General features: G+C 66.1%; 30 protein-coding genes and 1 tRNA gene. 15 read left to right on the top strand and 16 right to left on the bottom strand.

All coding sequences use genetic code 11. The features are described 5' to 3' along the window. Positions 1-4 precede the first annotated feature (4 nt). Together HSR6_RS00655 and HSR6_RS00660 are read left to right on the top strand one after the other, a co-directional pair. Positions 5-247, top strand: coding sequence for a PRC-barrel domain-containing protein (locus tag HSR6_RS00655; protein WP_070364120.1), 243 nt, complete (start codon positions 5-7; stop codon positions 245-247). Beyond that, a complete protein-coding gene (locus tag HSR6_RS00660) occupies positions 248-706 on the top strand; it encodes an NOB1 family endonuclease (protein WP_070364121.1) in 459 nt (152 codons plus the stop codon). Here HSR6_RS00660 and HSR6_RS00665 read toward each other — a convergent pair. Genes HSR6_RS00665 through HSR6_RS00675 form a run of 3 tightly spaced genes read right to left on the bottom strand, consistent with a single transcriptional unit; the run spans position 703 to position 3733 of the window. After that, positions 703-1788 carry a CPBP family intramembrane glutamic endopeptidase gene (locus HSR6_RS00665; RefSeq protein WP_070364122.1) on the bottom strand — a complete coding sequence of 362 codons (1086 nt, stop codon included), beginning with the start codon at positions 1786-1788 and terminating at the stop codon, positions 703-705. The genes HSR6_RS00660 and HSR6_RS00665 overlap by 4 nt on opposite strands. 3 nt (positions 1789-1791) lie before the next feature. Then, positions 1792-3087 (bottom strand): glucose-6-phosphate isomerase, encoded by a 1296-nt coding sequence (locus HSR6_RS00670; protein WP_070364123.1) that lies wholly within the window; start codon positions 3085-3087, stop codon positions 1792-1794. Between the two features lie 43 nt (positions 3088-3130). Then, positions 3131-3733, bottom strand: a complete 603-nt coding sequence (locus HSR6_RS00675) for a hypothetical protein (RefSeq protein ID WP_071932531.1) — start codon at positions 3731-3733, stop codon at positions 3131-3133. Positions 3734-3832: 99 nt separating this feature from the next. On the opposite strand from HSR6_RS00675, the gene HSR6_RS00680 reads away from it, so the two are divergent. Genes HSR6_RS00680 through HSR6_RS00690 form a run of 3 tightly spaced genes read left to right on the top strand, consistent with a single transcriptional unit; the run spans position 3833 to position 6889 of the window. Next, on the top strand, positions 3833-4459 hold the full coding sequence (locus HSR6_RS00680) for a metal-dependent hydrolase (protein WP_335589184.1): 627 nt from the start codon (positions 3833-3835) through the stop codon (positions 4457-4459). Between the two features lie 25 nt (positions 4460-4484). Beyond that, positions 4485-5345, top strand: a complete 861-nt coding sequence (gene secF, locus HSR6_RS00685; RefSeq protein WP_070364126.1) for a protein translocase subunit SecF — start codon at positions 4485-4487, stop codon at positions 5343-5345. Continuing rightward, positions 5342-6889: a preprotein translocase subunit SecD gene (locus HSR6_RS00690; protein WP_070364127.1), complete on the top strand. Its 1548-nt coding sequence runs from the start codon at positions 5342-5344 to the stop codon at positions 6887-6889. The genes secF and HSR6_RS00690 overlap by 4 nt, the downstream gene beginning before the upstream one ends. On the opposite strand, the gene rnhB is transcribed toward HSR6_RS00690, so the two are convergent. Together rnhB and HSR6_RS00700 are read right to left on the bottom strand one after the other, a co-directional pair. Further along, positions 6886-7530, bottom strand: coding sequence for a ribonuclease HII (gene rnhB, locus HSR6_RS00695; protein ID WP_071932533.1), 645 nt, complete (start codon positions 7528-7530; stop codon positions 6886-6888). The genes HSR6_RS00690 and rnhB overlap by 4 nt on opposite strands. A gap of 24 nt (positions 7531-7554) precedes the next feature. Beyond that, complete coding sequence (locus tag HSR6_RS00700) at positions 7555-8850, bottom strand: tRNA pseudouridine(54/55) synthase Pus10 (protein WP_071932534.1); 1296 nt, start codon at positions 8848-8850, stop codon at positions 7555-7557. An 88-nt stretch (positions 8851-8938) separates the two neighbouring features. On the opposite strand from HSR6_RS00700, the gene HSR6_RS00705 reads away from it, so the two are divergent. From HSR6_RS00705 to HSR6_RS00715, 3 genes are all read left to right on the top strand, one after another. Beyond that, on the top strand, positions 8939-9931 hold the full coding sequence (locus HSR6_RS00705) for a DUF7544 domain-containing protein (RefSeq protein WP_070364130.1): 993 nt from the start codon (positions 8939-8941) through the stop codon (positions 9929-9931). 20 nt (positions 9932-9951) lie between these two features. Continuing rightward, positions 9952-10545, top strand: a complete 594-nt coding sequence (trmY, locus tag HSR6_RS00710; protein ID WP_071932535.1) for a tRNA (pseudouridine(54)-N(1))-methyltransferase TrmY — start codon at positions 9952-9954, stop codon at positions 10543-10545. A gap of 47 nt (positions 10546-10592) precedes the next feature. After that, positions 10593-10665, top strand: a tRNA-Pro gene (locus HSR6_RS00715). A 482-nt stretch (positions 10666-11147) separates the two neighbouring features. Here HSR6_RS00715 and HSR6_RS00720 read toward each other — a convergent pair. Beyond that, a complete protein-coding gene (locus tag HSR6_RS00720; RefSeq protein ID WP_071932536.1) occupies positions 11148-11543 on the bottom strand; it encodes a PIN domain-containing protein in 396 nt (131 codons plus the stop codon). Further along, a complete protein-coding gene (locus HSR6_RS00725) occupies positions 11540-11737 on the bottom strand; it encodes a DUF7557 family protein (RefSeq protein ID WP_070364133.1) in 198 nt (65 codons plus the stop codon). The genes HSR6_RS00720 and HSR6_RS00725 overlap by 4 nt, the downstream gene beginning before the upstream one ends. A gap of 116 nt (positions 11738-11853) precedes the next feature. Here HSR6_RS00725 and HSR6_RS00730 point away from each other — a divergent pair, with 116 nt between their 5' ends. The 3 genes from HSR6_RS00730 to HSR6_RS00740 all read left to right on the top strand — a co-directional run bounded on the left by HSR6_RS00730 (position 11854) and on the right by HSR6_RS00740 (position 13748). Then, the gene (locus HSR6_RS00730) at positions 11854-12102 is read left to right on the top strand and encodes a hypothetical protein (protein ID WP_070364134.1); all 249 of its coding nucleotides are present in this window, start codon (positions 11854-11856) and stop codon (positions 12100-12102) included. 29 nt (positions 12103-12131) lie between these two features. Then, positions 12132-12494 (top strand): PIN domain-containing protein, encoded by a 363-nt coding sequence (locus HSR6_RS00735; RefSeq protein WP_233488543.1) that lies wholly within the window; start codon positions 12132-12134, stop codon positions 12492-12494. Between the two features lie 141 nt (positions 12495-12635). Beyond that, positions 12636-13748: a site-2 protease family protein gene (locus tag HSR6_RS00740; RefSeq protein WP_071932538.1), complete on the top strand. Its 1113-nt coding sequence runs from the start codon at positions 12636-12638 to the stop codon at positions 13746-13748. On the opposite strand, the gene thiL is transcribed toward HSR6_RS00740, so the two are convergent. Then, positions 13735-14628 carry a thiamine-phosphate kinase gene (gene thiL / locus HSR6_RS00745; RefSeq protein ID WP_070364139.1) on the bottom strand — a complete coding sequence of 298 codons (894 nt, stop codon included), beginning with the start codon at positions 14626-14628 and terminating at the stop codon, positions 13735-13737. The two genes, HSR6_RS00740 and thiL, sit on opposite strands and share 14 nt — an antisense overlap. A 92-nt stretch (positions 14629-14720) precedes the next feature. Here thiL and HSR6_RS00750 point away from each other — a divergent pair, with 92 nt between their 5' ends. Further along, the gene (locus HSR6_RS00750) at positions 14721-15176 is read left to right on the top strand and encodes a 30S ribosomal protein S19e (protein ID WP_070364140.1); all 456 of its coding nucleotides are present in this window, start codon (positions 14721-14723) and stop codon (positions 15174-15176) included. 69 nt (positions 15177-15245) lie between these two features. Here HSR6_RS00750 and HSR6_RS00755 read toward each other — a convergent pair whose 3' ends face one another. After that, entirely contained in the window at positions 15246-16526 is a 1281-nt protein-coding gene (locus HSR6_RS00755; RefSeq protein ID WP_071932539.1) for an adenosylhomocysteinase, read from the bottom strand. Between the two features lie 40 nt (positions 16527-16566). Beyond that, positions 16567-17850 (bottom strand): amidohydrolase, encoded by a 1284-nt coding sequence (locus HSR6_RS00760; RefSeq protein WP_071932540.1) that lies wholly within the window; start codon positions 17848-17850, stop codon positions 16567-16569. A 97-nt stretch (positions 17851-17947) separates the two neighbouring features. On the opposite strand from HSR6_RS00760, the gene hisG reads away from it, so the two are divergent. Beyond that, complete coding sequence (gene hisG, locus HSR6_RS00765) at positions 17948-18796, top strand: ATP phosphoribosyltransferase (protein WP_070364143.1); 849 nt, start codon at positions 17948-17950, stop codon at positions 18794-18796. Here hisG and HSR6_RS00770 read toward each other — a convergent pair whose 3' ends face one another. Further along, positions 18797-19357: a TATA-box-binding protein gene (locus HSR6_RS00770; RefSeq protein WP_070364144.1), complete on the bottom strand. Its 561-nt coding sequence runs from the start codon at positions 19355-19357 to the stop codon at positions 18797-18799. Between the two features lie 125 nt (positions 19358-19482). Between HSR6_RS00770 and HSR6_RS00775 the strand changes: the two genes are divergently transcribed. Next, positions 19483-20451, top strand: coding sequence for a methyltransferase domain-containing protein (locus HSR6_RS00775; RefSeq protein WP_071932541.1), 969 nt, complete (start codon positions 19483-19485; stop codon positions 20449-20451). Here HSR6_RS00775 and HSR6_RS00780 read toward each other — a convergent pair. Then, positions 20417-21442, bottom strand: coding sequence for an AAA family ATPase (locus HSR6_RS00780; protein WP_070364146.1), 1026 nt, complete (start codon positions 21440-21442; stop codon positions 20417-20419). The genes HSR6_RS00775 and HSR6_RS00780 overlap by 35 nt on opposite strands. A 90-nt stretch (positions 21443-21532) precedes the next feature. Here HSR6_RS00780 and rnz point away from each other — a divergent pair, with 90 nt between their 5' ends. Continuing rightward, positions 21533-22462, top strand: a complete 930-nt coding sequence (gene rnz, locus HSR6_RS00785) for a ribonuclease Z (protein ID WP_071932542.1) — start codon at positions 21533-21535, stop codon at positions 22460-22462. Here the strand turns inward: rnz and HSR6_RS00790 are convergent. From HSR6_RS00790 to HSR6_RS00805, 4 genes are read right to left on the bottom strand one after another with little or no spacing between them, the layout of a single operon-like run. Continuing rightward, positions 22459-22770, bottom strand: coding sequence for a ferredoxin family protein (locus HSR6_RS00790; RefSeq protein WP_070364148.1), 312 nt, complete (start codon positions 22768-22770; stop codon positions 22459-22461). The genes rnz and HSR6_RS00790 overlap by 4 nt on opposite strands. Then, on the bottom strand, positions 22767-24104 hold the full coding sequence (locus tag HSR6_RS00795; RefSeq protein WP_071932543.1) for an FAD-binding protein: 1338 nt from the start codon (positions 24102-24104) through the stop codon (positions 22767-22769). The genes HSR6_RS00790 and HSR6_RS00795 overlap by 4 nt, the downstream gene beginning before the upstream one ends. Next, on the bottom strand, positions 24101-25114 hold the full coding sequence (locus HSR6_RS00800) for an electron transfer flavoprotein subunit alpha/FixB family protein (protein ID WP_071932544.1): 1014 nt from the start codon (positions 25112-25114) through the stop codon (positions 24101-24103). Before HSR6_RS00800 ends, HSR6_RS00795 begins: the two co-directional genes overlap by 4 nt. Beyond that, positions 25115-25900 carry an electron transfer flavoprotein subunit beta/FixA family protein gene (locus HSR6_RS00805; protein WP_070364151.1) on the bottom strand — a complete coding sequence of 262 codons (786 nt, stop codon included), beginning with the start codon at positions 25898-25900 and terminating at the stop codon, positions 25115-25117. Between the last annotated feature and the right edge of the window lie 186 nt (positions 25901-26086).

A 26086-nucleotide genomic window follows, 5' to 3' on the forward strand; every position in this document is an offset into this window, starting at 1 on the left:
GCGTATGGCCGATATGCTCGCTGAGACCCTCTCCGGCAAGTCGGTGATGGGGGCCGACGGCACCGAACTCGGAAAACTGTACAACGTCACGATGGACCTGGAATCGGGTCGGATCGAGAACCTCCTGGTCGAACCCTTGGAGGAGGGCTCGGCCCACGTCGACTTCCCGCAGGACGAGTCGGGCCGCTTCCAGATCCCGGTTGCCCGGGTACAGGCGGTCAAAGACTACATCGTCGTCGACCGGTAGATGTACGTCCTCGACGCGTCGGCGTTCATCGAGGAGTTCGACACGGAGGAACCCGTCGCGACCATTCCCGCCGTTCGGGAAGAACTGGTCGACGGGGCCGGGTATCGCTACGACGCGATGGAGGGCGCGGGGATGCACGTCCACATTCCCGACCCCGACGTGCTCGATCGGGTCAAACGCGCCGCCGAGTCCACCGGCGACCTGGACACTCTCTCCGAGACCGACCTGCGCCTGCTCGCCGCGGCCTTCGAACTCGACGGGACCCTGGTGACCGACGATTATGCCATCCAGAACGTCGCCGAATCACTCGACGTGGCCATCGAGGTCATCGCCCAGGAGGGAATCACCGAACAGCGTGACTGGCTGTGGCAGTGTCAGGGCTGTGGAAAGGAGTTCGACGAAAAACACGACCGCTGTCCGATCTGTGGGGCCGACCTGGCCCGCAAGAACCCGAACTAGCCCAGCACGCCGGCGGTGATCGCCACGTAGGCGAGGCCGAACTGGATGGCATCGTACGTGCCATGGACCAGGGCGGGCACCACGACGTTCTCCGTTCGTTCGTAAACGACCCCCAGCACCAGCGAGATCCCGAACAGCCGCAAGAGCGTCGCGAAGATCGCCGGCGGTGGGCCGGTCGCATAGGCGGGCAGGTGAATCACGGTGAAGACGACCGTCGCCACGATCACTGCCGAAGGGCGGGAAAACGCGTCGTAGAGGTGTTTCTGAACGACGTTCCTGGAGAGCAGCTCCTCGCCCGGCCCGATCGCGAGCCACGAGAGCGGGATGAACGCGAGCAGAATCACCGGATCCTCCCGGGCCTGCTCGATGAGTCCGTGTTCCACGGATGGAACGCCCACGAGCTCCGCGAGCCAGCCCGAGACCCCCAGGATCACGAACATCGCGATCGTGCCCCCGATCACGTACAGCCAGTCCCGTCGGGTCGGCCAGGCCACGTCGAAGAAGTCCCAGCCCCGATCGGTCCGGATGACATAGCCCACGGCGACCACGCCCAGCCCGACGCTGAACGCCGCGGTCGCAACCCCGTTGCTGGCGATGGAGCCACCGGGGAACAGTGCCAGGACGGCGACCGTCGAGAACGCAAACCCGACCAGCAAGCCGGTGAGTCCGATGAACAGCGCCGTCGAGGTGGCGTGGCTGCGAACCAAGACTTGCGCCCGATCCTGTCCCAGATAGTCGGCGTAGGCGATGCCGACTCCCAGCACGCCGACGACGAACGCCACTGGCACCCCGGGGCCGACTCCCGGGTCGGCCATCGCCGATGGGTGAAGCGTCGCGGCCCCGGCGGCGGTTGCCAGGCCCCCAGCGCCCACGCCCGCGAGCAGACTCCACCGGCGATCGGTGGCTCCGTAGCGTCGCGCCGCAAAGCCCACGAGCGAGAGCAGGCCGAAGAGCACCCCTGGCAGACTCTCTACCGGGCCGACGGCGACGAGGTTCGTCCACCGGAGAAACCCAGTCCCCAGGCCGAGCCCACCCAGGACGAACCCGAGGGCGGGCGCGAAGTCTCCGCGATCCCGGCTCATGAGTTACTGGGACTCGGGCCCGGTGCGAACCGAAAGCCCGTCCACCGTTTCGAGGGTTTGCTCGCCGCGCAGGAGCGCTCGGGCGGTGTCCTTGCCCCACTCGACGGCGGGTTGTGTGAAGGTGTCGACGCCAGCGAGTTCGCCGGCCATGATACACGCCGCCTCCATCGTGTAGAGCAGTTCGCCGATCCCGGCCGGGTCGAGCGCGTCGATCTCGATCCGGATGGCCGGCACGCCGGCTTTCCGGAGGCTGGCCTCGGTCGCGTCGAACTCCGCATCGATCAGTGCCCGGAGGTCGCTGCCGCCAAGGTAGTCGATGGCGTCCTGGTCGGTCTCCGGAATCGGGACGGAGGGCCGTTCGCGTGGGCGCACGAGCGTGACGACCTTGTCCTTCGGACCGGCGCGGTAGAGCTGGAGTTGCGAGTGCTGATCGGTCGCACCGAGGGCCCGTGCCGGGGTCTGCCCGCGCCCGTCCTTGCCCAGGCTCTCGGCCCAGAGCTGAGCGAACCACTCCGCGAAGGCTTCCAAGGATTCGGCGTAGGGCATCATCGCCGCGACGTTCGCGCCCCGCGCTTCGAGGGCGTACATCGTCGCGCCGTAGGCGTAGGCCGGGGACTCGAACAGCGAGTCCGCGAGGCTCGCTTCGGCCTGGCGACCGCCGGCCAGGATGGCCTCGAGATCGAGCCCCTGGAAGGCTGCGGCGGCCAGGCCGACAGCGGAGAGCGCGGAGAACCGTCCGGGGACCCCCTCCGGGACGGTGAGCGTCGGGAGGTCGTGGCGGTCGGCGAGGGTCGCGAGTGGCCCCGACTCGCCGGTGGTGACGACGGTCCGCTCGGTCCACTCCACCCCCGCTGTCTCCATGGCTTCACGGACGACCAGGAAGTTCGCGAGGGTCTCGGCGGTCCTCCCGGAGCGGGAGACGACGTTCATCGCGGTCTCGGAGAGGTCAATATCCGCGAGCAAAGCCTCGATCGCGGCGGGGTCGACGTTATCGAGGGAGTAGGTCGCTCCGTCGCCGTCCAGGGCCTCGGTGATCGTCGCCGCGCCCAATGCGCTCCCGCCGATTCCGATCGTCAGCCAGTTCTCCGCCGGTGTGACCGACTCGACGGCCGCTTCGATCGGTTCCGGGTCCGTTTCGTCGGGCAGATTCAGGGCTGCATAGCCGTGTTCGTCCTGTTCCCGACCGGTCGCGATGCGCTCGGCGGCCGAACGCACCGCCGCGTCGAGTTCCTCCAGATCGGCTCGCGGCACGCCGATAGGGCTGTGTTCGGCCAGCGCGCTCTCGATGGTCACTTCCATACCCTCGGGTGGACCGCGGGCCTAAGGCGTTTTCCGGTTCTCCCTAGCGCGTGCGTTGCACCAGCTCCCGAATCGGCGTCTCGCGCCAGTCGACCCGGCCGCGGCTCAACACGCCCACGACGATCGCACCCACCGCGTCGAAGAGCAGGTCGAGGATCGTGTCCTGGAGCCCGTACTGGACGAGCAAGGGCTGGTGGCCGAGCCAGCTTGCGAGCAGCCGCCCCACGAACTCCAGGACCTCCCAGAGCACCCCCGCGGCCATCGTAAAAAGGACCACGTACACGAAGAGGAAGTCCGCAGGGAGCGTGATTCCCGGGGCCTGCTCCTCGAAAGCCCGGGCGAAGGCATAGCCCACACTCGCAACCAGCGTCGCCGAGAGGGTGTGGGTGAGGTGATCCCACCACCAGACCGTGGTGTACGGGCCCGCCATGCCGAGGGTGTGGAGGAGGACCGCGACGGCGACCCAGAGGACGACTGTGGTCGGGAAGGAGACTCCATAGGCCCGTTTCAGGCCCGTCGGAAGTAGAGTCGTCCCGAGGCCGAGGAGGCCGTTCACGACGACGACCAGATCCATTGTCACCGTCCCGTAGATGACGACCAGGGCGATCGCCACCTGGATGGCACGGATGAGTCCCGTGAGGAGCACGGCTAGCGGCCTGTAAGTTCCGGGGGCCTATAACTCGCCATTCTGACCTCGAACAGGCGACAGTCATATACCCGCTCGCGCTGTAGGATGGCCACGATGATGGCGACCACCCACGCGCTCGTGGGAATCGCGATCGCAGCGGCGGCCGCCGTGGCGGTTCCCGAAGTCACGCTTCTGGGATTTATCGCGGCTGCCGCTGGCGGCGTGTTTCCCGACCTGGACCTGTACGCTGGCCATCGCCGGACGCTGCACTATCCAGTTTACTTCGGTCTCGCAGCGGTCCCAGCGGTTTTGCTGGCACTGGTGGTCGCCACGCCGGTCGCCTGGGCGCTGGCTCTTTTCCTCCTCGCCGCGGCGGCCCACTCGATCATGGATGCGGCTGGTGGTGGACTCGAACTCCGCCCCTGGCGGGGTCGCTCCCAGCGGGCCGTCTACAGCCACTATCACCGGCGATGGCTCCGACCTCGCCGGTACGTGCGCTACGACGGCGCGCCCGAGGACCTCGCGCTGGGTGCGATCGTGGCTGTGCCAGTACTGGTCACCGTCGAGGGCCCAATCGCGCTGGGTATCTGGGCGCTGCTGCTCGTCTCGGTCGTGTACACGTTGGTCCGCAAACCGATGGTCGCGGCCGCCGAGTGGCTGTTCGAACGGGTCCCGTCGACCGTACAGACCCGCCTCCCCGATCGGTTCCTCGAGGAGACTGTCAACGGAGATACGAAGTCTTAACCCGGGCCCCGCCTCACACGCCGATATGCCGCAGTTCGAGGTCCCGGAAGTCGATTACAGCCGGTACTCGAACCGCCAGCTCGTGGCGGTCCCGCTGGCGGTCCTCGTTGTCGCCGTGTTGATCGTCGGCGGAATGTGGGCGATCACCGGGTCACCGGCCCATATGGGGGTCGATTTCGCCGGTGGCTCAGAGCTCACCGTCGAATCCTCACTTTCACAGGCGGATATCGCCGCCCAGTTCGACGAACCGGTGGTCTCCGTCCAGGGAATCGAGGGACAGAACACCTACGTCGTGACCTTCGAGACGGCGAATGTTGATTCGGTCAGGGCAACCGCCGAGAGCGCTGATGGCCTCACGGTCCTCGGGAGTGGTGAGACATCCGCGATCTTCGGCGACGAGAACAAGAAGTGGGCGATCATCGGGCTCGCGATCGCCTTCCTGGGGATGAGTGTGCTCGCCTTTGCTCTCTTCCGGACGTTCATTCCCAGCCTGGCGATCGTGGTCTCGGCCTTTTCCGACATGCTCGTTCCGATCGCCGTCCTCAACCTGCTGGGTATCAGACTCTCGCTTGGGACCGTCGCGGCGCTGTTGATGCTCATCGGGTACTCCGTGGACTCGGACATTTTGTTGACCAACCACGTGCTCCGACGCTCCGGGGACTTCTACGAGTCGACCTACCGGGCGATGCAGACCGGGGTGACAATGACCGTGACCTCGATCGCCGCGATGGCCGTGATGGCCGTCGCCGCGACGTTCTTCGGGATCGACCTCATGGCCTCGATCGGACTGATCTTGGTCATCGGACTCACGACTGATCTGCTGAACACGTACATGTTCAACGTCTCCCTGCTTCGCTGGTACAAGTACGAGGGGGTGGCCCGATGAGCGCCATCCGCGAGAACTGGCGCCTGGTCCTGCTCGTGGTCCTGGTCGTCCTGAGTTCGGTCGCGCTGTTCGTCCCGGGGGCCCCGGCCGGCAGCACTGGAGAACAGGTCGCCGAATCGGACGCGACGACGAACCTGCAGTACGGTATCGAACTCAGCGGCGGGACCCGAATTCGGGCCCCACCGGTCGGGATCACGGCCGAGGAGGTGCGCGTTTCTGTCGAGGAGGAGACGGCCCTCACGGCCTCACTCGCCGATCGCCTGGAAATCGACCCGATCGACATCCGGGTCGCAAACGAGACCAACACCGTCGAAGTGTTCACGAAGGACGTCTCTGGGGACGAACTGCGGAGCGCACTCGAAGCTGAGGGCTATGACCCCGGCACGGTCCGGGACGGAGTGACCGATGAGACGGCCACCGATCTCGTCGAACGCGTGGAGGAGAAGCTAAGCGAGTCCGCACTCAGCGGGGGTTCGGTCCAGAAGATCACGCTTGGTGGACGACAGGTTATCAGTATCACGGCCCCCGATCGGGACCGTGAGGAACTCGTCAGGATTCTGGAGGACCGCGGTGTCGTCCGGATCTACGCGGTCTCGCAGAACGAGAGCGGTGCCTACGAGCCGACACAGGTCCTGAACCAGGACGAGTTTGCCCGCGTCGGGTCGGCGACGACAAACCAGGACGGTGAACCTGGCGTGCAGGTCACGATCGCGGAGGCGAGTGCGGAGTCCTTCTCCCAGGAGATGGTCGAACTCGGCTTCGGCGACGGTTCGACCTGTACCGCAGCGGCCGAGGAGCACGACTCGATCGAGAGCATCGAGGGGGACTGTATGGTCACGACGCTGAACGGGAACCCCGTCTTCGTCGGGGGCGTGGAGCCCGGACTGGGCGAGGACTTCCGGAGTGGCGACTTCGCCAAGAGCCCCACCTTCACCATGACCACCACCTCGATGGAGGAGGCCCGAAACCTCGAACTCAGCCTGAAGGCCGGGCGACTGCCGGCACCGCTGGACTTCGAGAACTCCGACAGCCTCTCGCTCTCGCCCGCGCTGGCTGACCGGTTCAAGAGCAACTCGCTGATCGTCGGTATCCTGGCGGTCATCGCGGTGAGCCTGGTCGTCTACGGCCGCTATCGTCGGCCCGAGGTGGCCGCGCCGATGGTCGTGACCGCCCTCTCGGAGGTCTATCTCCTGCTCGGCTTCGTCGCCTTCGTCCAGTACCCGCTCAATCTCTCACACATCGCCGGGTTCATCGCGGTCATCGGGACGGGGGTGGACGACCTGGTGATCATCGCCGACGAGATCCTCCAGCAGGGGAACGTGGCGACCGGTCGGGTCTTCCAGAGTCGCTTCCGGAAGGCCTTCTGGGTGATCGGGGCGGCCGCCGCCACGACCATCGTGGCGATGAGTCCGCTCACGGTGCTCTCGCTGGGTGATCTCTCCGGCTTTGCCATCATTACCATCGTCGGGGTCCTCATCGGGGTCTTCATCACCCGCCCGGCCTACGGTGACATTCTGCGCCACCTGGTCGTCTCCGAGGACTAATCGAAGTCTTCGAGGCCAGTCTGGGTGGCCGCTGAAAGAATATCACTGCTCGTCTGCCAGGAGCGACGCGCGCAGTCGGGTAATTCGCCGGTTCGCTTTACGTAGGCTTCGAGAAACGATCGGGTGCGTTCGTCGCTTGGATAGCCACTGCCGAGGTCGGTCCCGTACTCGGCACGGAGCGCCGCTACATGTGTGTCCCGGCTGACCTTCGCGATCACGCTTGCGGCCCCGACTAGGGGATAGGTCTCGTCGGCCCCGTGTTCGGCCTGAATCCGCACGTCCGTGTCAACTCGCTTCTCGACCCGTCGCCCGAACCGCTCGGCGTCAACGTCCCCGGCGTCGACGTACCCTGTTTCTCCGCTCACCCCGGTCGCGTCGATGGCCTGGGCCTGGGCGCTGACGGTCAGGGTGTTCATGTCCGTCTCGGGATCGTCGATCCTCGCGACCGGGATCTCCGCGACGCCGATCGAGATGGCCTCCGCAGCCCGGAGTGTCGCCGCGAGCCGTTCCCGTCGCTGTGGGGTAAGTGTCTTCGAATCCGCGATCCCGTCCGGGAGATCCTCGGGGTCGGCGACGACAGCGGCCGCGAACATCGAACCGAGCACCGGTCCCTTGCCAGCCTCGTCGACCCCGAAGGGCATACGCTTTCCTCGCTCGGTGCCGGGTTAGCTCTTGGGACTTGGGGCCGTCCGGAAGTAGGCCTCGTCCTCGAAGGATTCGTCCTCGCCTTCGACGGCGAGCACGTCCAGGGCGGTGACGTGACAGGACACCCCGAGTTCGCCGGCCAGGCTCGGTTCGGTCCGCCCGTTGTCGGAGCTGACCAGTTCCTTCACGTAGAGTCCGCCTTCGCCGTGGATCTCGACGGTGGCCTCGGTCGGCGAGTCGAGGTCACCCTCGATGGCGTAGACGGAGCGGGTCCGGACCTTCGAGGCCCGGCGATGGTCGACCCGGGTCGGGGTCTCCTGCTCGATGGTCGCCCCGTCGAGGGCCTCAAGTGCCGCCGTGAGTGTGTCCTCGGTGATCGGCTCCTCGAAGCTCACCGTCGCCCGGTAGGTCTTGGAGGCCGGGAGGCGTTTCACCCGCTCGACACTCTCGTAGGTCGCGAGTCGTAGTCCCTCGACCTCGACTTTGCCGTCGGCGAAGTCATTGATCTCGGCTTCGAGCGCATCGACGTCCGGAAATCGCTCCCGTGGCGCAGCGACCTCGATCACGAACGGCCGACCGGTCCCCAGCATCCGGGCGTCGATGTCCTCGCGACCGGCCCCGTGGAAGGTCGCGTCGCGGCCGTCCATGGCCGCCTCGACCGGCGGTGTGGTCAACTGTTCGACCGACTCGGGGTACTGATAGCCGGTTCCGTCACAGTACACACAGGGTTCGCCCGCTCGGGTGCCGCTGCCGTGACACTCCCGGCAGGGCCACTCGGTCTGTGGGATCCCCCGTTCGAGCTTGCGATAGCGGCCGTAGACGAACGCGGAGTTGATCGTCACGTCGACGGTTCCAGCGTCGACGTCGAGGAGCAACTGCACGTCAGGCCGTCCGAAGTCGACCTCGGCTCCCGTCTGCTGTCCGACCCGCTTGCCCACCTCGCGGTTCATCTCCGACCCGAGCCGTTCGCCGGCCGCTTCGTCCAGCCCGGCCAGTTCCCGAAGTAAGGTCTCGTTCTCCTCGATCAGCGGTGGGAGACGCGTCCCGACCTGGTAGGTCTCGAATTCCACGTCGCCGATGGCTTCGACGGCTCGATCGGCCCAGTCCTCGAAGGCCGCTGTCTCCCCCTCACAGACCCAGCACTCCTCGCTCGGCTCGAAGGGCTCGTCCGCGTCGAGGGCCACGGCGACCCGCAGGGCCCGGCCCCGTTCGGCGTTCGTCAGGCCGTGGCTCAGGTCGGCGAAGGGCCGCCCCAGACAGGGATCACAGACCGGCCCGTTCTCGAGGACCGCCGCCGCGTCCCGAAGTAGCGTCATGCTCTCCCGTTACGCAGGCAGGGGTTCGTATGCTTCGGTCCGGTTTCAAGAGGTACATCTATGTGTTGGCCGGTTGACGGTCCACACGATGGCCCTCCACGCAGTCGATGACCTTTCGGACGCGTATCGAGCGACGCGTGCCTTTCTCTTCCCCATCGAGTGGGGACGCTGGCTTCGACTGGCGCTCCTCTCGGTGTTCGTCGCGGGCACTAGCGGTGGCGGTGCCCCGTCGGGGAACGTCCAGATGCCCTTCAACGGTGGGACTACCCCCGGGCAGACCCCGGGTGGAGACCTCACGATGGACCAACTCGGGGCCCTGCTCTCACAACATCTCGGTGTCATCGCGCTGGTGGCCCTGGTCGGGCTTCTCGTCTTGCTCGTCGTCCAGTGGCTCGCGGCGACCTTCGAGTTTGCCTTCCTCGAATCGCTGCGAACCGACGAGGTACGGGTTCGCCGGTATGTGAGTGCCTTCCAGGGACTCGGGACGCGGCTGTTCGCGTTCCGCCTGGTGTTCGGCCTGCTCACGCTCCTGATCGTCGGGACCGTGCTCCTGCTCACCCTCGGTCCCATCCTCGCCGGTGTCGCCCCGGGCGGGCCGCTTCTGGTTCTGCTGCTCGTGATGCCGGTCTTGCTGGTCTTCGGGATCCTCGGCTCGATCGTCTATGTGTTCACGACCGCCTTCGTCGCCCCGATCATGCTCCTGGAGAATCGGGGTGTCATCTCGGCCTGGAAGCGGTTTTGGGGTGTCTTCAAGGCCGCCTGGAAGGACTTTCTGGTCTATCTCCTCGTCGGGCTCTTCCTGATGATCGGGATCGGGATCGTCGTGGGGATCGCCATGGCGGTGATCGGCATTGCAGTCGCGCTGCCGGTCGTGGCGGTGTTGATCGCCGCGGGCCCGCTCTGGGCCGGGCTTCTCGCCATCCCCTTCGCGATCGTGGGGATCGTCGCCTGGGCGCTGGTCCAGGTGCCGGTCCAGACCTACCTCCGGTACTGGGCCCTGCTGGTGCTGGGGGACGTCGAGCCCGAACTCGATCTCATTTCCGAGCAGCGCCAGGCCGTCAGAGGCGAAACGCCTTCGTGAGCGGCCCCCGTGGGTAGGGTATGCGCCGTTTCATCGTCCTCGGGCACACCGCCCCGACGGACCCGGATTTCGACCTCGACGACCTCGCGGGCGGGGCGGGTCGCCTGGACGTGCTCGCCCGGTGTGTCAACTCGGCGTTTTTCCTCTCGCATGCGATCCGGGAGAACGTCCGGGTGTATCTGGTGCTCTCGGATACGGTCACGATCAAGATCGAGGGGGTGGAGCTCCGCTACATGAACCCCGACGAGCGGAACATCGCCAGCCTGCTGCGCCAGGCCCTGGAGGCCCGGGCGGACGCCATCGGCCACAGCGAGGTCGAATCGACCCCGGGGATCTACGTCTCGAATCGGGGCTTCGAACCGGTGCTCAAGGCGGCGGCCCGCGAGGGAGCGATCGTCCAGCTCCACGAGGACGGGGACCCGCTCGCGAGCGTCGAGCCGCCGGAGAATCCGGCGTTCGTGCTCTCGGATCACCTCGATTTCACCGCTGCGGAGAGCGAGCTTCTCAGGGAGTACGCCGACTACCGGGTCAGCGTGGGGCCCAAAGCCCTGCACGCCGATCACACGATTTCGGTCGTGCACAACTATCTGGACACCGACGGCTACTCGTTCTAGGGCGCTTTCGAAACGTTAAACCCGTGTCGTGCCTTCGCTTTGGATGCGGGCCGGTGGGGTAGCTTGGTATCCTTCGGCCTTCGGGTGGCCGTAACCGCGATTCAAATTCGCGCCGGCCCATTTTCCCACCGCTTTTTCGACGAGCGGTGCGACCCGGCAGGTCGCGCCGCGAGTCCCTCGGCGGTGGGAAATTGCCACGGGAATTTGAATCAGGGAACAAATCTTTGATTTGTGACCGAGATTCAAATTCGCGCCGGCCCATTCACACCCACCTTTTGCTGCGCTCGGTCGCGGAGCGACCTCGCTGGCAAAATCTGTCGCGCAGGAGCGGAGCTCCTGCTGGATGTCGTCAGAAGCGCTGCTTCTGACTGCAAGCCAGACCGCAAAGCGGTCTGGCACTGCCACGAAGCTTCGCTTCGTGAGCAGACCAAAAGCCGTCGTCACCCCCTTCGGGGGTTCCTCGGCCCGAGCGCTTCGCGCTCGGTGAGCGTGCTTGACGGTGGACCGCAGGCGTGTTATCGTGAGCAGTCCTGGACCTTTGAAATCGCTTGAAACCGGCTGCGATACACCTCAATTCAGACGATCGAGAAGAGTCGCCACCACTACGATTCGCCTAGATAGGTCACGTCCATCAGATCCGCGAGCAGTTGCGTTTCGAAATCCCCATCGGAGACCACGAGTTCGTCCCCCGTCGATCGGGCTGTCGCGGCAATCAAGAGATCCCGTGTCGCCATCCGCTCCCCGTCGTCCATCAACTGGCTCTGCATCCGGCCTGCTTCCAGGGCGATCTGTTCAGTGAGATCGAGCGCTCGAACCCCACCGAACTCCTGGCGAATCGCGACGACATCTGTGGCCCCGAAGCCGACTTCGCCATTGATGACCTCGAACACACACAGTGTGGACGTGAGGTAGGGCTGTCCGCGATCTTCGACGTACTCGACGACCGCCGGCACGCCTTCGAGCATGTCGATGATAACCGAGGAGTCCAGGAACATTATCGCTCGAAACTCTCCCGGGAGCGTTTCACAGCCTCTCGTGCGTGGTCTGCCTGCTCCTCACTCCAGGCACCGACGTTGATCGGCTGTTCGTTCGTTGCAAGCCGTGCCAGCAGTTCGTCGAAGGTTTCGTCCTCCCGTTTCAGCCGTTCGAGGATGGCTTTCGTTTCCTCGGAAACCCGAAGTGACGTGCTCATGTGTATGCAAACTGTATACAGCTGTAATTACCTTTCGCCGCTCTCGCGTACGCGCTCGGTGAGCGTGCTCGGGAGTGGCCGTAACACTCTTCGACTCATATATCCTAATATATGCCATGGTCAAAACCATCCGCGTCTCCGAGGAATACCACGAGTGGCTGAGCGCCCACAAGAACGAGGGGGAGACGATGGAAGAGACACTTCGCCGGATGACTCGCGGCCCGCCCCCGGGCGATGTCGCCGGGTTGCTGACGGAGGCGGAGGCCAGAAACGCCAAAGAAGCGGCCGAGCGCTTTCGGAACGGTGATCGGGACCGCCTCGAAAACGCTCACGACGCGTTTGAAACCAACGAGACTGGCGAATGATCATCGACTCCTCGTATCTGTTCGATTTGATGGCAGAAGATCCAGGTGCGTTTGCGAAGGGCACAACACTCGTCGAAAACGGGGAAATGCAATGGTTGCCGACGCCAGTTATCGCCGAGGTCTACTACGGTGTTGGGACAGCGCGAAGCGATACGACGAGTCAGGAGGTGCGCAATCGCATGCTGGGCTATCCACGGGTTGCAGTCGATGCGGAAATCGCTCGAACGGCAGGGGAGCTACTTGCGGCGGCTGACGATCAGGCCGGCGGCCACGCCGGCGTTGGTCCAAACGACGCGTATATCGCTGCGATGGCCTCGGTTCTTGACGACGCCGTCCTGACGGCGAACGTCGAGGACTTCGAACGGCTGGGTGTCCCAGTCGAAACCTACTGAGACTGCCAGCATTCAGCCGTTCGGGCCAGGCTCCCGACGTGGGAACTCCCACGTGCAGATCGCTCCACCATCGTTTCGCCCCGTACGGGTCGCTTCTCCGAACGCGACGCCGTTTTACTGTTCGAATACGAATCGCCGCCCATGCCGCCGGCCGCTCCGGACAGGCTTCCCTCGCCCGAGGCCATGCGCTCGGTCTTCCGCGTGTACGAGGTGAGCGAGGCCGAGGAGGGAATCCACTACTACGGCGACCCGCTGGTGGATCGGGAGCGACTCGTCGAGGCCGTCTGGCCCGAGTTTCGGGCGGCCGGCTACGAGGTCCGCCTGGAGCGCCGCCTGGGTGAGTACGTGCTCGTGGCGACCCCCCAGGGAACCGACGACGGGGTCCCCTGGACGAACGTGATCCTCGCGGTCGCGACCATTTTCTCGACGCTGTTGGTCGGCACGCAGTGGTACTACGTCGAGGACCTGTTCTCGCCGGCGATCCTGCAGGCCCTCCCGTTCACGCTCGCGGTGATGGGCGTGCTGGGGACCCATGAACTCGGTCACTACGTGCTGAGTCGCTACTACGACGTCCCGGCCTCCCTCCCCTACTTCATCCCCTTCCCGTCGATCATCGGGACGATGGGCGCGGTGATCAAGGTCAAGGGCCGCATCCCGAATCGACGGGCGCTCTTCGACATCGGGGTCGCCGGCCCACTGGCGGGCCTGGTTGCGACCGTCGTCGTGACCGTCATCGGACTGTCCCTGCCGCCGGTGCAAGTCCCCGAGTGGGTCATGGCCGCGGAGTCGACCGTGGAGGTGCAGTTCAACTACCCGCTCCTGTTGCAGGCGATCGCCGCCGTAATGGGCCAGCCACTCTCCTATGCCGATCCCCGGCTGGTCGTCAACCCCGTCGTCATCGGCGGCTGGGTCGGGATGTTCATCACCTTCCTGAATCTCATTCCGGTGGGCCAACTGGACGGGGGCCACCTCCTGCGGGCGATGGTCGGGCCGGCCCAGGAGCGGATCGCCCCGCTGGTGCCCCTGTCGCTTTTCGGGCTGGCCGGCGGGCTCTACGCGCTGACCGACGCCGGCCAGATGGTCACGGTGTGGGTTATCTGGGGGTTCATGGCGATGCTCGCGGCCTGGATCGGTTCTGCCTCGCCGGTCGTCGACACCCCGCTCGATCGCCGGCGACAGCTCCTCGGGGTGGCAACCTTCGCCCTCGGACTGCTCTGTTTTACGCCGGTCCCGATCGAGATCACCGGTCTGTAGACTCGCCGTGGGTGTAGCCCTGGTCCGGGAGGGGCTCGCCGTCGAGTTCGATCCCGGCAGCCGCTGGCCGGACCTCGCCGATAACTGTCACAGGAACCGAGAGCGCCGATCGGACGGCTTCGAGTTCGGCTTTTGGAATCGTGAAGACGAGTTCGAAATCCCCGCCGTATGTCCCAGCCACCTCGCTGCCGGTTTCGCCGACAGCGAGAAACCGATCGAGGGTGTCGGCGACCGGGATCGCGTTGCCGTCGACCTGAAAACCCACGTCGCTTGCCGCCCCGAGCTGGTGCAACGAGCGAGCGAGCCCGTCACTGGAATCCATCATGGCGGTCGCGACCCCGGCGAGCGCCTGGCCGGCCTCGACCCGGGGGGTGAACTGGAAGAGGTCGTTCCCGAGACCGATCGCACCCGCTTCGAAGGCCCGGACGCCGGCCGCGCCCCGGCCCAGCGTTCCCGTGACACAGAGGAGTTCGCCTGGGCTGGCACCCGACCGACGGACTGGCTGCTCGGTGGTTCCGATCGCGGCCGTCGCCACGGTGAACTCCGAGTGCTGGTCCAGATCGCCCCCGACGTACTGCGCGCCGACGGCCGTCGAGACGTCCCGTGCCCCCTCCAGAAACGTTTCGAGGACGTCCGCATCGAACTCGGGGACGCCGAACGCGGCGACGGTGGCGGTCGCGGTCGCGCCCATCGCGGCGACATCCGAGAGGGAGACACCCACCGATCGCCAGCCAGTCGTATACCGGCTCGTTCCTGGGGGGAAGTCCGTCCGCTCGTGGAGCATGTCGATCGTGAGCACCGTTCCGTCCACGACCGCCGCGTCGTCTCCGGCGGCGTTCACGAGGCCCTCGACGACCGACCGGGCCGCCTGTTCGTCCATGCTCGCTCCTCGGGAGCCCACTCAAAAAGTCGCCCGGTCCAGCCTGAACGCCGAACGAATAGTTTAAACAGCGCCATCGAGAATCCGCGGGCATGGCAACTCTCTACGACGCCCCCGCGGACGAGCTCATCGACGCGCTCGCCGGGGAGCTCGCGGACCGAATCGAGGCGCCCGACTGGGCCGACTACACGAAGACCGGTGCGAACCGGGAACTGCCGCCCGAGCAGGAGGACTTCTGGGCCCGCCGGGCCGCCAGTCTCCTTCGGAAGGTCGCGATGAACGCGCCGATCGGCGTCGAGAGTCTCTCGACGGCCTACGGCGGCACGAAGGGCGGCTCGAACCGCTACGCGGTCGCCCCGAGCAAGCGCAGCGACGGGTCCCAGAAGGTCATCCGCGAGATTCTCCAGGACCTGGAGGACGAGGGCCTGCTCATGACTCGCGAGGGTGAGGGCCGGGACATTACGGCCGAAGGCCAACAACTCCTCGACGAGACGGCCGGCGCCGTCATCGAGTCCCTCGACGATCCGGCGCTGGAACGCTACGCCTGATCGGGCACAGCGGTTCGAACGGGGCGTTTTTGCGCTGCTTCTCAGCCGAAGAAGTTCACTCGCCGTCGATCAGGTTCCCTGTGACCAGCTGTCCAGGTACGCCGCCTGTTCGTCGGTCAACTCATCGATCTGGATGTCCTCGGCTTCGAGTTTGATCGTCGCGACCTCCCGATCGAGTGCGTCGGGAACCTCGTGGACGCCGGCGTCGTAGGCGTCGCCGTTCGTCGCCAGTTCCCGGACCGCGACGGCCTGGATCCCGAAGCTCTGGTCCATGACCTCGACGGGGTGGCCAAGCGAGACCGGCGTCGCGAGGTTTACCAGCCGCCCCTCGGCGAGGACGTTGATCCGGCGCCCATCTTCGAGTTTGTACTCCCGAACACCGTCCCTGACCGCCCGCTGCTCGACGGCGAGGTCGGCCAGACCGTCCAGGTCGATCTCCACGTCGAAGTGCCCCGCGTTGGCGAGAATCACGCCGTCCTGCATGTGCTGCACGTGTTCGGGTGTGATGACGTCCCGGTTGCCCGTGGTGGTGATGAAGACATCGCCTTTCTTTGCGGCCTCGGCCATCGGCAGGACCTCGTAGCCCTCCATGTGGGCTTCCAGGGCCCGCCGCGGATCGACCTCCGTGACGACGACCGAGGCGTTCTGTCCGGCGGCCTTTCGCGCGACGCCACGGCCACACTGCCCGAACCCGCCGACGACGACGGTCTTGCCGGCCCAGGAGAGGTTCGTGGTCATGGCGATGCTCGAAAGGGAAGCCTCACCGGTGCCATGGACGTTGTCGAACAGCCGCTTCATCGGCGTGTCGTTCACGGCGAAGACGGGGTAGTCGAGTGCATCGTCGGCGTCCATCGAGCGGAGCCGGTGGACCCCGGTGGTCGTCTCCTCGGAGCCGCCGATGATCGAGTCGATTAGCTCGGGGTGTTCCTCGTGAATCCGGAAGACCAGGTCGCCGCCGTCGTCGACGGTGATGTCGGGCTCGTGGGCGATGACGGCCTCGATGGCGTCGTAGTAGCCGGTCTCGTCGACGCCGTGTTCGGCATAGGAGGTGATTGCCTCGTGGGCGTCCAGCGCTGCACTCACGTCGTCGTGCGTGGAGAGTGGGTTACAGCCAGTGATGGCGACTTCTGCCCCGCCCGCGGCGAGTGTCTCGACGAGGGCCGCAGTCTTGGCCTCCACGTGGAGGGCCATTCCGATGGTGAGTCCCGCAAATGGCTGCTCGGCCTCGAAGTCCGCCCGCAGGGACTGGAGGATCGGCATGTGTTCGTACGCCCAGTCGATTTTCGTCCGGCCGTCGGCGACGGCGGACTCGACGTCAGCGAGCCGGTCGCTGATCGGAGAAACGGTCATGTCCGGATGGAGGGCCAGCGCGCTTTAAACGTTACCGGGATCAGGCGCGGTCGGCCAGGCGTTCCGCGCGGGTCTGGGCCGTCTCCCGGACGGCCTGCTCGTCGAGGGGCAGAACGTCTCGATCGCGCATGAGCACCGTCCCGTCGACGATCGTGTGGCGCACGTCACTCCCCTGGGCCGCATACACCAGATGCGAGACGTGGTCGTGAACGGGCGTCATCCGCGGCGCCTCGAAGTCGACGACGATCAGGTCCGCAGCCGCACCCGGTGTGACCTGGCCCCCCGGAAGGCCGAGTGCCCGTGCGCCACCGGCGGTGGCCATCTCGATGACTGCCTCGGCCGGGACTGCACTGGCGTCGTCCGCAGCGAGTTTGCCCAGAAGCGCGGCGTCTCGCATCTCGTCGAACATGTCGAGGTCGTTGTTCGAAGCGGCCCCGTCCGTCCCAAGTGCGAGCGGGACACCCGCATCGAGCAGGGCCTCGACGGGGGCCATTCCGGAGGCCAGTTTCATGTTCGAGGCCGGGCAGTGGACCACGCTGGGCTGACGGTCGGCGAGGAGTTCCAGTTCCGTCTCGTCCAGGTGGACCCCGTGAGCGAAGAAGTCCTGGGAGTCGAACAGTCCCAGCTCGCTGCCGTAGGCGAGTGGGCGAACCCCTCGCTCCTCGACGATCGGCTCGACTTCCTCGGTGGTCTCGTTCGCGTGGAGGTGGACTGGGACGCCGAGTTCGCGAGCGGCCTGGATCGCCTCTCGCAGCGTCGACTCGTCCACGGTCGTCAACGAGTGAGGTGAGATGGCGGTCTGAACCCGGCCCTTGGCTTCGCCGTCCGCCCGGCGTGCGAAGTCGATGCCCTCCTGGAGGTCGGCTGTGGCTGCCTCCTCGTCCTTGCCGACCGTCACGATCCCGTGGGCGAGTCGGGCCCGCAGGCCAGCCCGCTCGACGGCGGCCACGACTTCGTCCATGTGGAAGTACATGTCCGCAAAGGCGGTGGTGCCCGACCGAATCATCTCCAGGAGCGCCAGTTCGGTGCCGGCCCGGACGTCGGCCGGTTCCAGGGCCGACTCGGCCGGCCAGATGTCCTCGCTGAGCCAGGCATCGAGTGGCTTGTCGTCGGCATAGCCCCTGAGGAGCGTCATCGCGGCGTGTGTGTGGGCGTTCACCAGCCCGGGCATGACCAGGCCGCCCGCGGCGGAGAGGGTCCGGTCGGCGGCGAGTCCCTGGCCGACCGCCTCGATCTCGCCGGTGGACTGTTCGAAACGAACGTCGGCCCGCGAGACCGAGCCGTCGGGATGGAGGACGTGCCCGTTGGTGAGCGTTGTCGACATGGCCGCCGGTTCTCGGTGGGCGGCCCTGAATCTGCCGCTTGCGTACTCGGCCGTCCGATGGAAACGCAAATACGCACCCGCCTATAAGAGGCCGCTAATGCGTATCGCGATACCGAACAAGGGCCGGCTCCACGATCCGGCAGTCGACCTGCTGGACCGGGCGGGCATCCACGTGGTCGACGGCGAGGACCGACAGTTGTACGCCGACACGGTCGACCCCGAGATCACGATCCTCTTCGCGCGGGCGGCGGACATTCCCGAGTACATCGCCGACGGTGCGGCCGACCTGGGGATCACCGGCTTCGACCAGGCCCAGGAGGCCGACTGTGACGTGGTGAAACCGCTCTTGGACCTCGAATTCGGCCAGTGCCGAATCGTCGTCGCCGCTCCCGAGGAGGGCGAGATCACGGACATTCAGGACCTGAACGGCAAGACCGTCGCGACGGAGTTCCCCCACATCACGAAAAAGCACTTCGCGGCGGCCGGAGTCGACGCCGAAATCGTCGAGGTCACCGGCGCGACCGAACTCACGCCCCACGTCGAGATGGCCGATGCCATCGTGGACATCACCAGCACCGGGACGACCCTCGCGGTCAACCGCCTCGCGATCATCGACGAGGTGCTGGAGAGTTCAGCGCACCTCTTCGCCCACGAGGACGTGCTGAACGACCGGAAGACTTCCGAGATCGACCGCGCGCTCGAATCCGTGCTCGCGGCCGAGGATCGCCGCTATCTCATGCTGAACGCGCCGGCGGCGAACCTCGAACGGATCAAAGAGGTCATTCCGGGGATGGGCGGCCCGACCGTGATGGACATCGCGGATACCGATCAGGTCGCGATCCACGCCGTGGTGCCGGAGAGTGAGGTCTTCCGGGCGGTCACCCGACTCAAAGCAGAAGGGGCGACGGACATCCTCATCACCGAGATCGAGCGACTCGTCGAGTAACTACTCGAGCAGGCCGAGTTCTTCCAGCCGAGAGACGATCTTGTCGACGGCGTGTTCGGCGTCTTCGGGCTGTTTCCCGCCGGTGATGACCAGCTTGCCGCTGCCGAACAGCAGCGCGACGACTTCGGGCTCGTCGAGTCGATAGACCAGTCCGGGGAACTGTTCGGGCTCGTACTCGATGTTCTCCAGACCCAGGCCGATCGCGATGGCGTTGAGGTTGAGCTGGCGGCCCAGATCGGCGCTGGTGACGATGTTCTGGACGACGATCTCGGGCTCCTCCTCGACCTGAATGCTGAGGTCCCGGAGCTTGTCGAAGACGATGTGGAGGCTCTCGTGGACGTCATCCGTGCTTTTCGCGCCGGTACAGACGATCTTGCCGGAGCGGAAGATCAGCGCGGCCGACTTGGGGTCCTGGGTCCGGTAGACCAGTCCGGGGAACTGTTCGGGGTCGTAGTCGGCCCCTTCGAGATCCATGGCGACCGACTGGAGATCGAGCTCTTGCCCGATCCCGGTCGAGGCGACCACGTTCTCGATGTTGATGGTTTCCTTGGGATCAGTCATGTGCGTTTTAAACTTGTATTTAAGGCTTATAAATATTTGTAGTCGATGGCAGGTGTTCACGGTAACTGATGAGTCAGTCGGGCCGGACCGACACGCTCAGGAACGTGGCCACCCGTTGACCGATCGTGTACGTCCTTGAGTTTGCCGGCGAGGACGACCCGTTCTCGGCCGCGGAGGCCAGAGCGGCGGCTACGGACGTCGAGATTCTCGCGCCGGGGCTCGGGCGGGCCGAGTCAGTGAGTCCGGATCGCGCCCGGGGGCTGGCCTTCACTCGACGGGTCAGCGAGGCCGTGGGAACGAGTGCTGGGGACCCTGAAGCGGCGGCGTCAGTACTGAAATCCGCGTCGATCTCCCGCTCGGGGTCGGTCGCGGTTCGAGCCCGAGATATTCGGGGCACGGCCGGGATCGACACCCAGCAGGCCGAGCGGCGACTCGGTCAGGTGCTCGTGGATCGAGGCTTTGCCGTTGACCTCTCGAACCCGGATCACACGCTCGTGGCGCTCTTTGCCGACGACCTGGCGGTGCTGGGCTGGGAGGTACTCACTGCCCGCCGGGATTACGGCCGCCAGCCGACCGACCGACCGTTCTTCCAGCCCGGGAGCATGGATCCCCGACTGGCCCGGGCCGTCTTGAACCTTGCCGGGGTCGGTCCCGCGGATCGCGTGCTCGACCCGATGTGTGGGACGGGCGGTCTGCTCATCGAAGCGGGTCGGCTGGGTGGGGTCCCCATCGGGTTTGACGCCCAGGCAAAGATGGTCCACGGCACGCGACGGAACCTCCAGGCGGCCCTCGACGGGCCGTTCCTGGTTGGTCGGGGTGATGCCACTGCACTGCCGCTTCCCGATGACAGCATCGACGCCGTCGTCTTCGACGCTCCCTACGGTCGGCAGTCGAAAATCGCGACCCACGGTCTGGAACAGCTGGTCCGGGGCGCACTCACGGAGGCCAGGCGGGTCAGTTCGCGGGCCGTGGTCGTCGCCGATCGGGCGTACGATCAGTTGGTTCGCGAGGCCGGCTGGACGCTACGCGAGCGACACGACCGCCGGGTTCACCGCTCGCTCACGCGGTTCGTTCACGTTCTGGAGCCGAGATAGTCGAGAGCAGGTGGGCGAGGTGGATCCGGTCGCTGGTGCCCTGGGTCAGGTCGAACTCGATCTCGCCAGCTTTTGCGTGCAGCGTGGCGAGGCGGTCCCCGCTGTATCGGGTGCGAGCGACCGCGAGTAGCTCTTCGAGGAGTTCCTCCCCGGACCGGCCCTCTTCGACCAACAGGTCATCGAGGATCGAGCGGGCGTCCGTGAACTGTCCGTCCTCGGCGGCCGCGAGCATCTCCTCGATTCGGTCGGCCAGACCCACGTCCTGGAGGGGATCCAGGACCGCGGTCCCGAGCAGTTCGCCCTGCTTCTCCGCGGCGGTCTGGGCGGCCAGAATCGCCTCCCGGAGGTCGCCCTCGGCGTAGGAGGCCAGATAGGACAGGCCCTCCTCGTCGTAGTCGACCCCTTCGGCCTCGGCGATGTCCGCGAGGACCGAGACCGTCTCCTCGCGGGTCGGGGCCCGCATGGGAATCGGGACACAGCGCGAGCGGATCGGCGAGATGAGCTTGCTCGGCTGGCGGGTCGTGAGCACGAACTGGGTCGCCTCGTAGTACTGCTCCATCACGCGCCGGAGGGCCTGCTGGAAGTCCTCCCGGATGGCCTCGGCGTTGTCGAGCAGAATCGTGTTGTAGGAGCCCGAAACTGGCGGGTGGCTCGCGGACTCGGTGAGGACGTAGTTGATCAAATCGGCCTTCGAGGAGTTGCGCTTGCGCTTGGGCGTGATGAACCGCTCGAAACGGGGGTCCTCGCTCAACTCCGCCTTGGTCATCCCGAAGAAGTCAGCGACGTTGATCTCGATCAGATCGCCCTCGGGGTCCTCGTGGGCCGCCTCGGCGAGCGCTCTGACCGCGGCCGTCTTGCCCACGCCGGCCGGTCCGTGCAGGACCAGGTTGACCGGATCGCTCACCGCATCGGTCAGTCGCTCCCGGACCGGCTCCTGTGGCAACTCCGAGAGTTCGGGGGCGTGGCGGTCGATCCAGAGGGGCCGCTCCATCGCCGGGCACTACCCGTCCGGCGGGTAAGAATCGGTCGGTTCGGGGCCCGAAGTCCAAACGCGTTTATCCGAACCGGCCGAACCCCCGCTATGAGTCTACGCGTCACCTTTCTGGGGACCAGCGGGGCGATTCCGACGACCGACCGCAACCCCAGTTCGATCTTTCTGCGCCGGTCCGGCGAGGCCTTCCTCTTCGACGTCGGCGAGGGCACCCAGCGCCAGATGATGCGCTTTGGGACCGGATTCGACGTCGATGCGGTCTTTCTGACCCACGCTCACGGCGATCACGTCCTCGGGCTCCCGGGACTCATCCAGACCTGGGGGTTCAACGGCCGGAGCGAACCGCTCGTGATCTACACGCCCGAGGGGACCCGGACCAGCGTGGTCGAGTTGATTCACGCGATCGGTCACGAACCGGATTTCCCGGTCTCGGTCGAAGAGGTCTCGCCGGGATCGACCATTAGAGACCGTGAGGAGTATACGATCCGCACCATCGCGGTCGATCACGACGCTCCGGCGGTGGGCTATGCCCTGGTCGAGGCCGATCGCAAGGGTCGCTTTGACCGCGAGCGAGCCGAAGAACTGGGTGTCCCGGCTGGCCCGCTGTTCTCCAGGCTCCACGAGGGCGAGTCGGTCGAACTCGAAGACGGGACGGTCGTCGACCCGGACCAGGTCGTCGGTCCATCTCGACCGGGTCGGACGGTCGTGTACACGGGGGACACCCGGCCCACCCACACGGTCGAATCAGCGGCGGAAGACGCCGATCTGTTGATCCACGACGCCACGTTCGCCGACGACGAGGCCGGTCGGGCCCGGGAAACTCGCCACTCGACGGCTCGCGAGGCGGCCCGGCTGGCAAGCAACGCCGGCGTGAAACAACTCGTACTCACCCACGTCTCACCGCGGTACGCCGGCAACACTGGGCTCCTGCTGCGGGAGGCCAGGGATGCCTTCGACGGCGAAATCGTCCTGGCCGAGGACGGCCGGACGATCGAGGTGCCCTATCCGGAGTCGGCCTAGCCGTACCGGTAGGTCATGCCAGTGCCGTTCGGCGGGTTCTCCCAGATCACGTTGTCGTAGGGACAGGCCCACCGACAGCTCCCACACTCCAGGCAGTTCTCGTAGGCGATGAAGGGCACGTCACCGTCGCCTTCATCGCGCCAGACGTTGGCCGGACAGACAGAGACACAGTCGTAGGTCTCACAGTCCAGGCAGGTCTGTTCCTCGAAGACGCCCAGGTGGGACTCCTCGTGGTCGGTGTATTTGTTCGTGTACAGGCGATCCTCGATGCTCGGGGTCTCGATGTCGGGTGTTTTGGGTGTGCTCATGACAGGAGTTTCCGGTACTTCCAGGCACGTTTGGCCGCGCCGGTCCAGCCGCCCAGGGCCCGAATCACCATGTTCTTGGCCCGTTTAGCGTGGGTTTCCTTCGGTTCGCGATCCTGTTTGAAGAACTCCAGTTCGGCCTCGGTGAGGGCCTTCGGGAGTTCCTGGAAGAGGAACTGCTTCTCGTCGTGGGCGAAGTCCCCGAACCAGTCGTAGTGTTCGAGGTTCTCCATGACAAAGGAGTCCTCCAGGTTCTCGGGGTAGGCCTGTAGGGCCGTGGCGTCGTACTGGCCGGCCGCGGCGGCCTCGGCGACGGCCTTGCCGGCCCAGTACCCGCTCTCGATGGCCATGTTCGTCCCTTCGAGGTGGATGCCGTTGTTGAGGACGAGGCTGGCGGCGTCGCCGACGATCACGGCCCCGTCGTGGGCCAGATCGGGGACGGCAGACGCCCCGCCCTCCGGGATGGCCTTCGCGGAGTACTCGACCAGCCGCCCACCCTTCACGAGCGGCGCGACGGCCGGGTGTTGCTTGAAGTCGTCCAGCAACTCGTCGGGTTTCCGTGGGTCCTCGACGGCGTCGCTGATGGTGTAGGCGACGCCGATGGCCAGGGTGTTCTTGTTGGTGTAAATGAAGCCGCCACCGACGGCCCCACCGCAGGCCCCCTCGCCGAAGTAGTGGTGGGAGGCCCCATCCTTCTCGCCGAGTCCGAACCGGTCCTCGATGGTCTCGCGGTCGTACTTCCGGACCTCCTTGGCCCCGATGGCGACCTCCTGGCGCTTGTCGGGTTCCTTGAGCCCCGCGGCCTCGGAAACCAGGGAGTTACCTCCTTCGGCAAGTACCACGACTGGGGCCCGAATGGCCCCATCAGGGCGGTCGGTCTCGACGCCCACGATCGGGCCGTCTTCGCCCTCACGGATCACGTCGGTCACGGTGGTCTCGGTGAGCAGGGTCGCACCCGCTTCGACGGCCTGGTCGGCGAACCACTCGTCGAAGTCCCCTCGAAGGACCATGTGCGTGTCGTTGTGCGGGGGGTCCTGCCACGCCGAGGGCCGGACCGAGACGGCTGTCTCGTCCTCGGGTGAGAGCAGGCTGAACTGCTTGCGACCGAGGTAGCGCTCGGTCGGGGCGTCCTCGAAGTCCTCGCCGACGAGGTCTCGCACCCGCGGCGTGAACATCGTCCCGCCGAAGACGTTCTTCGAACCCGGCGAGGCGCCACGTTCGAGGAGCAGCACCTCCAGGTCCTCCTGGGCCATCGTCAGGGCGGCCGCGCTGCCAGCCAGGCCGGCCCCGACGACGATCGCGTCGAAGTGATCGTCGTAGTTCGGCGTCTCGGTCATGCGGTCTCACCTCGTTTCTGCTCGATGAGTTCAGTCAGCGCGGGACAGATCTCGAAGAGGTCCCCGACGATACCGTAATCGGCGTCGTCGAAGATCGGCGCGTTTGGGTCGTCGTTGATCGCGACGATGGTCTTCGAGTCGTTCATCCCCTCGAGGTGCTGGATCGCGCCGCTGATCCCACAGGCGATGTAGAGGTCGGGTTTGACGGTCTTGCCCGTCTGCCCGACTTGCCTCGCGGCTTCGATCCAGCCCTCCTCGACGGCTTCACGGGTCGCGGCGACCTCGCCGCCGAGGGCCGCAGCGAGATCCTCGACCGGACCGAAGTCGCCCTCGGTGCCGTACCCGCCGGCGACGACCACGTTCGCGTCGGTGATGTCCGTAATGTCTCCAACCACTCGTTCGATCATCCGGGAGCGCTGGTGGCTCTCGTCGACGACGACCTCGACCTCGGTGATCGTGCCCTCGCGGTCCGGATCGGGTTGGGCTGCGTCGAAGACTCCGGGGCGGACCGTCGCCATCTGCGGGCGATGCTCCACACACTTGATCGTCGCCATGGCGTCCCCGCCGAAGGTCGGCCGTTTCGCCAGGAGCAAGCCCGTGTCCGGTTCGATGTCGAGTTCGGTACAGTCAGCAGTCAGGCCGGCGTAGGTCGGGACGGCCACGCGACCGGCAAAGTCCCGGCCCGTGTGGCTCCCGCCGATGAGCACAACGTCCGGGTGACGCTCCTCGACGAGGTACCGGAACTGCTCCCCGTAGGGGCCGGGGAGGTAGGGCTCGAAGATCGGATCCTCGGCCACCAGGACCTCGTCGGCCCCGCGCTCGATCGCCTCCTCGGCGAGGTGTGTCACGGAGTCGCCCATGACCAGTGCCACGAGCCGTTCGCCCTTCTCGTCGGCGAGTTCCCGGCCCTTCGCCAGCAGTTCCCAGGAGACCTTCGCGGCCTCGCCGTCGTGCTGTTCGATGAAGACCCAGACGTCCGCGTAGTCCTCGGTGTCGACTTCCCCGGGCATCTAGATCGCCCCCGTGCTTTCGAGTTCCTCGAAGAGCGTTTCGACGTCCTCGACCATCTCCCGTTTCCGCTCGACCGGGTCGGCGGTGGCCATCCCACCCACCGAGGTCGGTGAGGCCGCGAGGCCGACCGACTCCTCGATGCCCAGGTCACTCGCGGAGTACTCCTGGGGCTCGAACTCGTTCTCGGCGTAGATTTTGCGGTGCAGGCCGGCGATCCGCGGTTCGTTCAGCCCGAAGCCGACCGCCACGACCACGGGGAGACTCGCGGCGACCTTCTCGTGGCCGCCCTCGATGTCACGGACCGCGATCAGTTCGTCCTCCTCGGGGTTCGGTTCGAGTTCCTCGACGTAGGTGAGCTGGGACCAGTCGTTGTGCGCGGCGATCCCCGGCGGGACCTGCCCCGTCGAGGAGTCCGTACTCTCCTCGCCACAGATCACGACATCGGCGTCGAGTTCCTCGGCGATCGCGGCAAGCGCCAGGCTCGTCGGCCAGGTGTCACTCCCGCCGAAGGCACGGTCGGTCAGCAGGACGCCGTCGTCGGCACCCAGGGCGACGGCTTCCTGTAGCACGGCCGTGGCGAAGGGCGGCCCCATCGTGACGGCGGTGACGGTCCCGCCGACCGCTTCGCGCAACTGGAGGGCCGACTCGACGGCGTTGTAATCCGGCTGGTTCAGCACGGCCTCGGCGTCGGAGCGATTCAGCGTTCCGGTATCCGGGTCGATCGAGACGTCGTCGGCGTCGGGTACCTGTTTGACGCAAACGACGATGTTCCATTCCTGTGACATATGAGTGTCGGTGGTGGCTGCCCGGCTACGCGAATTGCTTTCCAGTCCCGTATTGTCGGTCGTACTGGCTCTTGACGGGCAAATCGTTCGCCCGTCGGCCAGTCGCGTCCCGGGTCTCTCTCACCAGTGTTGGCAAAGTTTGCGGGCATCGGCTATCAATCCACCCCTTTTTCCCGACTGGCGGCA

It is taken from the genome of Halodesulfurarchaeum formicicum, assembly GCF_001886955.1.
In the GTDB taxonomy this organism is placed as follows: Archaea; Halobacteriota; Halobacteria; order Halobacteriales; family Halobacteriaceae; genus Halodesulfurarchaeum; species Halodesulfurarchaeum formicicum.

Coding starts and splice junctions, on each gene's coding strand:
- HSR6_RS00655 (WP_070364120.1), top strand. CDS start 5: ATGGCCGATATGCTCGCTGAGACCCTCTCCGGCAAGTCGGTGATGGGG.
- HSR6_RS00660 (WP_070364121.1), top strand. CDS start 248: ATGTACGTCCTCGACGCGTCGGCGTTCATCGAGGAGTTCGACACGGAG.
- HSR6_RS00665 (WP_070364122.1), bottom strand. CDS start 1,788: ATGAGCCGGGATCGCGGAGACTTCGCGCCCGCCCTCGGGTTCGTCCTG.
- HSR6_RS00670 (WP_070364123.1), bottom strand. CDS start 3,087: ATGGAAGTGACCATCGAGAGCGCGCTGGCCGAACACAGCCCTATCGGC.
- HSR6_RS00680 (WP_335589184.1), top strand. CDS start 3,833: ATGGCGACCACCCACGCGCTCGTGGGAATCGCGATCGCAGCGGCGGCC.
- secF (WP_070364126.1), top strand. CDS start 4,485: ATGCCGCAGTTCGAGGTCCCGGAAGTCGATTACAGCCGGTACTCGAAC.
- HSR6_RS00690 (WP_070364127.1), top strand. CDS start 5,342: ATGAGCGCCATCCGCGAGAACTGGCGCCTGGTCCTGCTCGTGGTCCTG.
- rnhB (WP_071932533.1), bottom strand. CDS start 7,530: ATGCCCTTCGGGGTCGACGAGGCTGGCAAGGGACCGGTGCTCGGTTCG.
- HSR6_RS00700 (WP_071932534.1), bottom strand. CDS start 8,850: ATGACGCTACTTCGGGACGCGGCGGCGGTCCTCGAGAACGGGCCGGTC.
- HSR6_RS00705 (WP_070364130.1), top strand. CDS start 8,939: ATGGCCCTCCACGCAGTCGATGACCTTTCGGACGCGTATCGAGCGACG.
- trmY (WP_071932535.1), top strand. CDS start 9,952: ATGCGCCGTTTCATCGTCCTCGGGCACACCGCCCCGACGGACCCGGAT.
- HSR6_RS00725 (WP_070364133.1), bottom strand. CDS start 11,737: ATGAGCACGTCACTTCGGGTTTCCGAGGAAACGAAAGCCATCCTCGAA.
- HSR6_RS00730 (WP_070364134.1), top strand. CDS start 11,854: ATGGTCAAAACCATCCGCGTCTCCGAGGAATACCACGAGTGGCTGAGC.
- HSR6_RS00735 (WP_233488543.1), top strand. CDS start 12,132: ATGGCAGAAGATCCAGGTGCGTTTGCGAAGGGCACAACACTCGTCGAA.
- HSR6_RS00740 (WP_071932538.1), top strand. CDS start 12,636: ATGCCGCCGGCCGCTCCGGACAGGCTTCCCTCGCCCGAGGCCATGCGC.
- thiL (WP_070364139.1), bottom strand. CDS start 14,628: ATGGACGAACAGGCGGCCCGGTCGGTCGTCGAGGGCCTCGTGAACGCC.
- HSR6_RS00750 (WP_070364140.1), top strand. CDS start 14,721: ATGGCAACTCTCTACGACGCCCCCGCGGACGAGCTCATCGACGCGCTC.
- HSR6_RS00755 (WP_071932539.1), bottom strand. CDS start 16,526: ATGACCGTTTCTCCGATCAGCGACCGGCTCGCTGACGTCGAGTCCGCC.
- HSR6_RS00760 (WP_071932540.1), bottom strand. CDS start 17,850: ATGTCGACAACGCTCACCAACGGGCACGTCCTCCATCCCGACGGCTCG.
- hisG (WP_070364143.1), top strand. CDS start 17,948: ATGCGTATCGCGATACCGAACAAGGGCCGGCTCCACGATCCGGCAGTC.
- HSR6_RS00770 (WP_070364144.1), bottom strand. CDS start 19,357: ATGACTGATCCCAAGGAAACCATCAACATCGAGAACGTGGTCGCCTCG.
- HSR6_RS00780 (WP_070364146.1), bottom strand. CDS start 21,442: ATGGAGCGGCCCCTCTGGATCGACCGCCACGCCCCCGAACTCTCGGAG.
- rnz (WP_071932542.1), top strand. CDS start 21,533: ATGAGTCTACGCGTCACCTTTCTGGGGACCAGCGGGGCGATTCCGACG.
- HSR6_RS00790 (WP_070364148.1), bottom strand. CDS start 22,770: ATGAGCACACCCAAAACACCCGACATCGAGACCCCGAGCATCGAGGAT.
- HSR6_RS00795 (WP_071932543.1), bottom strand. CDS start 24,104: ATGACCGAGACGCCGAACTACGACGATCACTTCGACGCGATCGTCGTC.
- HSR6_RS00800 (WP_071932544.1), bottom strand. CDS start 25,114: ATGCCCGGGGAAGTCGACACCGAGGACTACGCGGACGTCTGGGTCTTC.
- HSR6_RS00805 (WP_070364151.1), bottom strand. CDS start 25,900: ATGTCACAGGAATGGAACATCGTCGTTTGCGTCAAACAGGTACCCGAC.